Below are 7,421 nucleotides of genomic sequence, written 5' to 3'. Positions count from 1 at the left end.
CCAAACGCTGCGGTGCGGTCGGCATTTGCTGTCGCAGAATCACCGAACGCTGTCGCGCCATCACCCAATGCAATGGTATGCGTACCTACCGCGGTGCCACTCCATGCGCCGGTAGTTGTTGTTCCACCATCCGCAACAGCCGCCCAGCCGATGGCAGTCGATCCCGTCACATTCCCAGTCGGCGTGCTCGCACCCGGCGCGCTGCCAGCCCTCGAATTCGAACCAATGACAGTGGAACTCGGTGCGTACGCCCCTGAACCGTAACCGATACTAACGGCCTGTGTGTTCGCAGCTTGGCTGTTACTGCCCAAGGCAACGGACGAATTGTTCAAAGCTTGGCTGTTGGTGCCAATGGCCAAGCTGTTGGTTCCCGACGCTAGAGCGCTAAATCCAATCGCAGTGGAGTAATAGCCGGCTGCCTGGGTGTAAGCGCCCAGTGCGGTGCTGAAGTAATTGCCGGCCACGGCTGTGTCGCCGAAAGCGGTGCCACCATTGTTGCCACTGGCATTCTGACCGACCGCCGTGCCATTAACACATGTAGCTGCCGTAGCGAGGGGATTGATAGGTGTAATGCCAGTGCCAACCACACCGCAACTTGCTTGGGAGCCTTGACCGATAGCGACGTTGGCGCTGCCACCGGCACCAACAGTTCCAGCAGGATTAGTGGCCTGTTGCGCGAGCGCCGCGCCGGATATCGAAGCCAAGGTGATGGTGGCGATGGCTGCGGAAAGACGCGATGCCTTCTTCTTACGGCCCTTGGCCAATTCGGATGCCACCACCCACTTACCGGTGGCGGCGTTCCAGACGATGCGATAGATGGTGTTCATACGATGGTTTCCCGGTGAGTTTGAATGAAGTTCAGACGCACCTTTGGTTGCTCGACCCTTCGATCGCGCAACGAATCCATTCGATGAAGAAGGGGCGATTCCATTAGGTGCGCCGGCCTCGCAGTGATGTCGCGAGACCACACCAGGAATGCTATGAAAGAGGTTCACTCAACCCTATCGGACTAGGCCTATTTAAAATTAGTACTAGTCTGAAAAATGCGCCCACAGAGATAAAACGCCGTTTTCAGCGGCGTGGATACAGGTAACGCGTCTTAGCGCTTACTTGGAACGTTTAGCTTTGCGCCGCTTTTTTTTACCTGCGGCATAAACGGCCGAGGACTCGGCAATCATTCTTGCAGTTGGATTTTCAGATTCGCGGCACTGGATGGACCAGACGTCCATCGAACGACGTTGACCCTGCGGAGAGTCGTACATGAATGTGTTGAATTGCTCAGCGAACGCGTGACGTTGCGCCTTGTCGAGCATGCCGAATCCCAGTAGTACGGCAGATACTTCCGTATCGTACGAGTCGTCCACGATGCATGCCTCTGCACAAGGAGGGCCGCCCCGAAATCGGTCCTGAAGTGAACAAAGGCTAGCTACGTAATGGACCGCATGCTATCGGACAACACCGATCACAAACAGCTTGTAGACGCACGCAACGTCAGTCGTTTCCTACACCTTCGTCGGATTGACGTGCTTTTTGCCGCGATGTTTGCGACGCCGAAACAAGACCATGCGCAACGGCATATTTGAATACGTCCGCATCGTGCTGAAGGCCGAGTTTTTTCATGGCCGCCATTTTCTGCGCACTAATGGTCTTGCTGCTGCGACCCGCGCGCGCGCCAATTTCCGATACCGACAATCCCTCAGCATAAAGACGCAGCACTTCGGTTTCGCGCTTGCTCAGTTGCGGCAACGGATTGGCGGTGTCCGCATCGGCGGCCGCTTGCTCAAGAATGTTTGTCACCCGCGGCGACACATAACGCTCGCCGGCATAAGCCATGCCAATGGCAGATTCCAGGTGTTGAAGATCGTCGGATTTACTGACAATCCCCATGGCGCCTACATCCAGGATGCCTTGCATGACCGCATGGTTCTCGATGCTGGTAAGTACGATCAGCCGCGTGGCCGGAAAGCGGCGCTTAAGGAAGCGCAGTAACGACAGACCGTCGCCATAACGGCCGCCGGGCATGGAAAAATCCGTGACAACGAGATCGCACGCGGACTCACTCAGCAACGCCACCAACTCGGTCGAGCTGGTAGCCGTCCCGAGGAGCGCTATACCGCTGAGCCCAGTCAACAAATGCTCCATGCCGGCCAGCAAGGTCGGATGGTCATCGGCTACGGCAACCCGTATGGTCAATCCCTGTTCCTCGCTTATCACAAACCGGCGGTACGGTGCTGTCTAAGCTATCACAGCCCTTATATGCCTGAGCTGACCGAACCTGACGCCTTGTACTACGATTGTCTCGTTGGGTAAGCGCTAATATCCCTGGGCTGTACGGTGAAAAGGCGCGACCAGGATGGACCATCACATTCGGGTAGCAGTGGCCGACGACCATCCGGTCATACGGATGGGCATTGAGTCCACGCTCGACGACATATCCTCCATCCAGCGAATTGGCTCAGCTGCCGATTCGACGCAGCTCGTCACACTCTTGGACGCTCAACCTTGCGATGTCCTGGTGACCGATTACGCGATGCCCGGCGGTCAGCACGGCGATGGCGTGGAGTTGATTGCCTTCATCCGCCAGCGCTATCCACACTTGCGCATCGTGATGCTTACCGGCATCGAAAAGCTGGCGTTGATTCGCAGCCTGACGGCACACGGGGTCAGCGCTATTCTCAGCAAGACCGATGACATGTCCCATCTGCGCGCAGCGATACAAGCGGCACACATCGGCCGTCGCTATTATTCACCGCGTATTGCCAACATGCTCAAGGCATTGCCTGCCACCGGCTCTGCGCGCCTGTCGCAGCGCGAGTCGGAAGTTATCGCGCTATACGTTGGTGGCGATAGCATCAATGTCATCGCTGAAAAATTGCAGCGAAGCAAGCAGACCATCAGCACGCAAAAGGTCAGCGCGATGCGCAAGTTAGGTATAGAAACCGATGCCGATCTTTTCAAATATGCGATCGAGCTCGGGCTGACGCGCAAGGCGCCTTCGGAATAAAAAATATACTGTGCAAGAACACCGCTTGCTGACTCGTCACTGACCAGCTAGAGAGTTCCAGGGTGCGCTTAAGCCCGTGAAAATGGGAATGCCAGCACGTCGCCAATCTTGTCTGTTCGTGCCAGGCACATGAGCAAGCGCTCGATGCCGAGCGCCACACCCGCGCAATCGGGCATGTTGCCGAGTACCGCAAGCAGGTGTTCGTCAATCGGCATCTCACGCAAACCCCGCTCGCGCCGCCGCGCGTTATCGCCTTGAAAACGTGCGCGCTGTTCTGACGGATCGTTGAGTTCCTGATAACCGTTCGCCAGTTCGTAAGGCCCAAGATAAAGCTCGAAGCGTTCAGCCATCGGCGGATCACCGGGACGTACACGCGCCAATGCCGCCTGACTGGCCGGGAAGTCGTGGATGACGGTGATGCGATCGTGCGGAAACGCAGGCTGCAGTTTGTGCGTGATCAGCAAATCCAGCCAATCGTCGCGCGTGAGTCCCGATGGTTCGATGTTGTATTCGGCAAGCGGGGCGCGCAGTTCGTCGATCTCGGCATGCAGTGGGTCGAGGAGCAATTCATCGATAAAGAACTGACGGTAGCCTTCGATCAGCACTTCAGCACGACGTCCCACCATCGCAAGCGCGGATTCGACAAGCGTGATCGTTTCCTCCATTAGCTGCCGATGGCTCCAGCCAACGCGGTACCACTCCAGCATGGTGAATTCAGGGTTATGCCGCTCGCCGGCCTCACCGTTGCGAAAAACGCGGCCAAGCTCGTAGCAATCACCCACACCGTTGGCAAGCAAACGTTTGAGCGGATGCTCCGGCGATGTACGCAGCCAGCGTTCGCGCGCACCGGCATCGATGTGGCCGCTGAAAGGTGCGGTAAAACTTTCAATGTTCGGGTCCGTATTGCCTGCAGCAGAAAGGATGGGCGTTTCTACTTCCAGCACGTTGCGCTCGGCAAAGAACGCACGAATCAGCGCATAGAGCTGCGCGCGTCCCTGCAGGCGCTGACGAAAAGGCGTGACGACCAAATTGGCGTCCATGACAGTTATGTCCCGTGCTTCTTGAAAAGTTTAAGCAGCTGATCTTCGTCCCACACATCAATACCGAGCTCTTGCGCCTTGTCCAGCTTGGAGCCTGCCTCCTCGCCTGCCACGACAAAACTGGTCTTCTTCGACACGCTACCGGCGACCTTGGCCCCCAGCGCCTCGAGTTTCTCCTTGGCCTCCTCGCGCCCCATGCTCGCTAGCGTACCTGTCAGAACGGCTGTCTGGCCTTCGAGCGGCAGTTTTTCCGATGCCCCGACCTTTTGAGATGTTGCTGCAAGCAAATGGTTCATCGCCTGCTCCGCTTCATGCAGCGCTTTGCGGTTGTCCTCGTCAGAGAGGTATTCCTCAAGACTGGATGCCGCGTTCTGCGGAAGACCCGCCGGCATCCAGTGCTTGCTGCCACCGCTATGCAATTTGCCGATGGTCGGAAAATGTTCGGCAAGCAAATCAGCGTTGCGTCGACCGATACCATTGATACCCGCGTTCTCCAGCAATGTCGCCAGGTTTAACTTCTGGTGCAGCTTTGGTGATGGATCTGATTCATCCGTCAGCTCGATGCCCGCCTTCAGCAGCGCGTCCACCACCGTGCGATTTCCATCCTGCTTGAAGAATGCAGCAATAGAGCCGGCCACTTCGTTGCCAATGTCAGGAAGCTCGCGCAGCACACCGGCAGGCATGCTGCGCACCCACTTTAGGCTACCGAGCCATGTAGCAAGCGTCTTGGCGGTGCTTTCGCCGATGTGCACGATGCCCAGTGCATAGAGAAAACGCGCAAGCGTTGTCTTCTTGCTGGCTTCAATCGCCTCGATGAGATTTTCCGCCCACTTGGTCGCGATCTTGCCTGCCTTGACTGTTTCCGGCGTGGTTCCATCGCGCTCATCGGCGCGCTGTTTCATTTCGAGGAAATCGTCGAGCTTTAGTTTGTAGAGATCGGCCGGGGTGTGCACGTAACCGAAATCCACCAACGCATCGACAAAGCGTTCGCCAATACCTTCGATATCCATCGCGCGGCGCGATGCGAAGTGGATCAGCGCCTCCTTGCGTTGCGCGGCGCAGATAAGTCCACCGGAACAACGCCATGCAGCCTCACCCTCTTCTCTCACTAGCGCGGAACCGCACACCGGGCAATGCGTGGGCATGTGCCAGGGTTTGGTTTTAGCGGGACGTTGATCGAGCACCACGCGCACGACTTCCGGGATGACATCGCCCGCGCGACGCACGATAACGGTGTCGCCGACACGCACATCCAATCGCGCGACCTGATCGGCGTTGTGCAACGTCGCGTTGGTGACGGTAACTCCCGCGACCTGTACCGGCGTCAGGCGCGCAACAGGTGTTGCCGCACCGGTACGACCGATCTGAATTTCGATCGCATCCACCGTCGTGCTTTGTTCCTGCGCCGGGAATTTGTGCGCGATCGCCCAGCGCGGCGCACGCGCCACGAAACCCATTTCGCGCTGGCCGGCGTAATCGTCCAGCTTGTATACAACGCCATCGATGTCGTAAGGCAGCTTGTCGCGCTTGGTGCCGATGCGTTTGTAATACTCAATGAGCCCGTCGAAACCTTTCGCGACACCGACTTCCGGCGAAACGGGAAAACCCCACTCGCGCAACTTCTGCAAAGTCTTTGAGTGCGTTGGAGGAAGCTCGCTACCTTCCACGACACCAACCGCATAGGCGAAGAAGCTGAGTTTGCGCTTGGCCGTGATCGCGGGATTGAGCTGCCGCAACGAACCGGCCGCGCCATTACGCGGGTTGGCGAGAGGCTTTTCGTCATGCTCGCGCGCATACGCATTGAAGGCTTCGAAATCCTTACGCAACATGATGACTTCGCCACGCACTTCCAATACGCGCGGCCAATCGTCACCGCGCAAACGCAACGGCACGGCGCGCACGGTGCGAAGGTTGTTGGTGACGTCTTCACCGGTTTCGCCATCGCCACGCGTGGCACCTTGGACGAACACGCCTTTCTCGTAGCGCAAACTAATGGCCAGGCCATCGAGCTTGGGTTCCACCGAGAACGCCGGATTGCTGCGTCCCAGGGTCTGCTCGATGCGACGCTCGAAGTCAGCGATTTCGCGGTAACGCTCGCGATCGCTGTCACCTTCCTGCTCGAATGCGTTGCTCAACGACAGCATCGGCAATGCATGGCGCACTTCGGCAAAGCCACCTGCAGCACGCGCACCAACGCGACGTGTGGGCGAGTCGGGCGTTATCAGATCCGGATGACTAGCTTCCAGCGCTTCCAGCTCGCGCATGAGCTTGTCGTAATCGGCGTCCGGAATGTCCGGGTCGTCGAGCACGTGATAGCGATAGTTGGCGTGTTCGATAAGCTGGCGGAGTTCGTCCGCGCGTTGTGCTGGCGAAGATGCTGACGATTTGCTCATGTCCGAAGTGTAACGATTCGAAGGTTTCCGGATGACAGTTGTGCCAGGAACATCCGCGTGCGGTGAAGAAGGTACCGCCCGTTAGCGGGTTGGGACGCGTGCCTTTCTGCAGGGCTCCATGGATGGCCAGCAAGGCTGCATTCAAACAAATAGCTGCCATAGCAGGTATCATAACGCTTATGCCCCCGTCTCCCGCCGTATCCACCGCCACCGCTGATGCGGCCTCTGCGGATATCGGTGCGCAGTCCTCCCGGGAGCGTTACATCGGCCTGATCTGGCTGGTTTCCGCCGCGTTCTTTATGCAGGCGCTGGATTCCACCATCGTCAATACGGCCGTACCGGCCATTGCTAGCGCGTTGAACGAAACGCCGCTCAACATGCGTAGCGCGCTTACCAGCTACGTGCTCACGCTGGCGATTCTTATACCAGCCAGTCCGTGGCTATGCGACCGCTTCGGCACGCGGCGCGTATTTGCCATGGCTATCGGCACCTTCGTCGTTGGCTCGTTTCTATGCGGCGTCTCCCAGACATTGCCCGAACTGGTACTGGCGCGCGTGCTGCAAGGTTGCGGTGGCGCGGCGCTGATGCCGGTGGGCCGGTATGTGCTGGTGCGCAGTATCGACAAGCGTGACTTCGTCCAGGTGATGAGCACGGTCGCAACCTTCGGTTTGCTCGGTTCGGTGCTCGGTCCGCTGCTGGGCGGCGCATTGGTGCAATACACGAGCTGGCGTTTGATCTTTCTCATCAACGTACCGGTGGGCATCGTGGGATTGTGGCTCAATCATCGCGAAATGCCCGAATACCGGCTTGATAGGGCCAATCGTTTCGATCTATTCGGATTCCTGCTGTTTGCGGCCTCGTCCGCCCTGCTGTTGGCCGCGTCGGAATTTGCGGCAGACGAAAATATTCGATGGGTTGAGATGGGTTCGCTCGTCGTGCTGGCCGTCCTGTTGCATTCGCCTATATCTGGCATAGCCGTCGCAC

7 protein-coding genes are annotated in these 7,421 nt (G+C 58.0%); 2 read left to right on the top strand and 5 right to left on the bottom strand.

Annotated features, from left to right (window positions below):
• From VK725_RS04785 to VK725_RS04775, 3 genes are all read right to left on the bottom strand, one after another.
• The coding region (locus VK725_RS04785) for an ESPR-type extended signal peptide-containing protein (RefSeq protein WP_325316915.1) at positions 1 to 827 on the bottom strand (827 nt) is incomplete at its 3' end.
• Between the two features lie 279 nt (positions 828 to 1,106).
• Complete coding sequence (locus VK725_RS04780) at positions 1,107 to 1,364, bottom strand: hypothetical protein (protein ID WP_325316914.1); 258 nt, start codon at positions 1,362 to 1,364, stop codon at positions 1,107 to 1,109.
• A gap of 127 nt (positions 1,365 to 1,491) precedes the next feature.
• Positions 1,492 to 2,193: a response regulator transcription factor gene (locus VK725_RS04775; protein ID WP_325316913.1), complete on the bottom strand. Its 702-nt coding sequence runs from the start codon at positions 2,191 to 2,193 to the stop codon at positions 1,492 to 1,494.
• A gap of 160 nt (positions 2,194 to 2,353) precedes the next feature.
• Here VK725_RS04775 and VK725_RS04770 point away from each other — a divergent pair, with 160 nt between their 5' ends.
• Positions 2,354 to 3,004: a response regulator transcription factor gene (locus tag VK725_RS04770; protein WP_325316912.1), complete on the top strand. Its 651-nt coding sequence runs from the start codon at positions 2,354 to 2,356 to the stop codon at positions 3,002 to 3,004.
• A 68-nt stretch (positions 3,005 to 3,072) separates the two neighbouring features.
• On the opposite strand, the gene epmA is transcribed toward VK725_RS04770, so the two are convergent.
• Both epmA and ligA read right to left on the bottom strand, forming a co-directional pair.
• Entirely contained in the window at positions 3,073 to 4,044 is a 972-nt protein-coding gene (gene epmA / locus VK725_RS04765; protein WP_325316911.1) for an EF-P lysine aminoacylase EpmA, read from the bottom strand.
• Between the two features lie 5 nt (positions 4,045 to 4,049).
• Positions 4,050 to 6,437, bottom strand: a complete 2,388-nt coding sequence (gene ligA, locus VK725_RS04760) for an NAD-dependent DNA ligase LigA (RefSeq protein WP_325316910.1) — start codon at positions 6,435 to 6,437, stop codon at positions 4,050 to 4,052.
• 179 nt (positions 6,438 to 6,616) lie between these two features.
• Here ligA and VK725_RS04755 point away from each other — a divergent pair.
• On the top strand, positions 6,617 to 7,421 hold an 805-nt coding region (locus tag VK725_RS04755; protein WP_325316909.1), incomplete at its 3' end, for an MFS transporter.

The organism is Dyella sp., assembly GCF_035486915.1.
Lineage (GTDB): Bacteria > Pseudomonadota > Gammaproteobacteria > Xanthomonadales > Rhodanobacteraceae > Dyella_B.
This window is presented reverse-complemented; position numbering and strand designations above follow the sequence as displayed.

Bases quoted from the DNA above. Each gene is read 5' to 3' on its own strand.
- VK725_RS04770 (WP_325316912.1), top strand. From the start codon at position 2,354: ATGGACCATCACATTCGGGTAGCAGTGGCCGACGACCATCCGGTCATA.
- epmA (WP_325316911.1), bottom strand. From the start codon at position 4,044: ATGGACGCCAATTTGGTCGTCACGCCTTTTCGTCAGCGCCTGCAGGGA.
- ligA (WP_325316910.1), bottom strand. From the start codon at position 6,437: ATGAGCAAATCGTCAGCATCTTCGCCAGCACAACGCGCGGACGAACTC.